1 pseudogene is annotated in these 1,950 nt (G+C 38.5%); it reads right to left on the reverse strand.

Annotated features, from left to right (window positions below):
* Positions 1–65 precede the first annotated feature (65 nt).
* A pseudogene (locus QUA07_RS29825) lies at positions 66–1,724 on the reverse strand (ATP-binding protein); the annotation flags it as partial.
* Between the last annotated feature and the right edge of the window lie 226 nt (positions 1,725–1,950).

A 1,950-nucleotide genomic window follows, 5' to 3' on the forward strand; every position in this document is an offset into this window, starting at 1 on the left:
ATTGCACTCACTTTTTTCACTTCTCTATTTTATTGCGATCGCATTCCTCTTTAAAAACTGTCCGGAGTATTGTTAAAAACCAACTCAGCCAGGGGCAAAACTTCGGAAATGTGAGTGCGAAGGGTTTCGCTTACTAATTGGTTGACATGAGATATATCCAAAGGTTGGAGGATAATATTATTTACTATCGCCCTGGTATTTTGAATTTGCTCTAAAGTATAAATTAAGGGATGAGTGGCACTGACTTCATTATCCCGATAAGCCCCAATTAATAGCAGATATTTACTATCTGGATGGGTCATAATTAGCTGGATAAGCTTAAGGGAAGCCGAATCTGCCCACTGCAAGTCATCCAAAAATATCACTAGGGGGTGTTCGGGTTTACTAAACACCTGTATAAATTTTTGAAACACTCGATTAAATCGGTTTTGAGATTCAGTTGGTCCCAAAGTCGGAACCGCAGGCTGTGGCTCAATAATCTTTTCTACTTCGGGAATAACCTCAATAATAATTTGCCCATTGGCACCAAGTGCGTCGAGAATTTTAGCCTTCCAAATTGCTATTTGAGCAGAATTTTCAGTGAGCAGTTGCCGCATCAATCCTTGAAATGCTTGAATTAAAGCAGCATAAGGAATATTCCGCTTAAATTGGTCAAATTTACCCGAAATAAAATACCCTCGTGCTCCCACTATAGGTTTATCAACTTCGTTAACTAAGGAAGATTTGCCGATACCTGAATAACCGCTCACTAGCATCATTTCCGTTGTCCCACCACTGACGCGAGCGAAGGCTTCTAGCAAACTAGCAACTTCTCTTTCCCGTCCATAGAGTTTTTGCGGAATCAGAAATTGGCTGTAGGAATCTAGTTGACCGATAATAAAGTGGGAAATCTCTCCTGAAGAAAGCATCTCCTGGCAGGTTTCCAGGTCAGCTTTTAGTCCGAAAGCACTTTGATATCTATCTTCAGCGGTTTTAGATAATAATTTCATTACAATTTCCGAAACTGTATCCGGGATCTCTGGATTCATATTTTTAGGTGGTATTGGTGCTTTAGCTATATGGCAATGAACGAATTCCAGGGGGTCTTTTGCGGAAAAAGGTAGCTTACCCGTCAGCATTTCATAAAATGTAATGCCGAGGGAGTAAAAGTCGGTGCGGTAGTCCACTGAGCGGTTCATTCTGCCGGTTTGTTCCGGCGACATATAAGCAAGAGTTCCTTCTAATAAGTTGGGATTTGTGACAGTTTGATTTTCTCGCTCTAAAAGTGAAGCAATGCTAAAATCAATAATTTTTACTTCCTTTGTCTCTGGGTCAATTAAGATATTTTGGGGCTTAATGTCTTTATGGATCACATTACTGTGATGAATTCCTCCCAGAGTTTTTGCCAACTGAATTCCGATTTTTAGAAAGGCGTTTATAGCCAAGGGTTGATTGTTAAGAAAATCTTTTAAAGATTGACCGCTAAAATTTTCTACTATCAGCGCTAAGCCGTTATGATAGCTTTCTAAGGCTATGGGTTTGACTATTCCTTGACTGTCTAAATGTAGGAGTATTTTATATTCGTGTCTTAATCGGGAAATTTCTTCGATTGTCGGATGCTCAGCTTTGAAGGTTTTGATAATTGCTGAGGTTCCATCAATATCTTTGATGCCGCGATAAATAATAGTATTGACACTTTCGTAAATAGCTGCGCTTAGGTTGTAACCCAAAATAGTAATGCTCATGTACGTAATTTCCCTAGTGATCAATTAAAGAGCAGGTGGTATTTCAGTAGCTATACTGATATTTATGACAGAATCGAATTAAAAAACTATTTTCTATGCACTCTAAAAAAGTATAATCTAAGCTTTTTGAATAATATTTAGATTTTAACAAATCAATACTCCGGACAGTTTTTAAGCAGCCAGAGTACCATAAGACAAGACTGAAGGAAGGTTAGGGTGATTTAAA

Source organism: Microcoleus sp. T3_A4, from assembly GCF_036700465.1.
In the GTDB taxonomy this organism is placed as follows: Bacteria; Cyanobacteriota; Cyanobacteriia; order Cyanobacteriales; family Microcoleaceae; genus Microcoleus.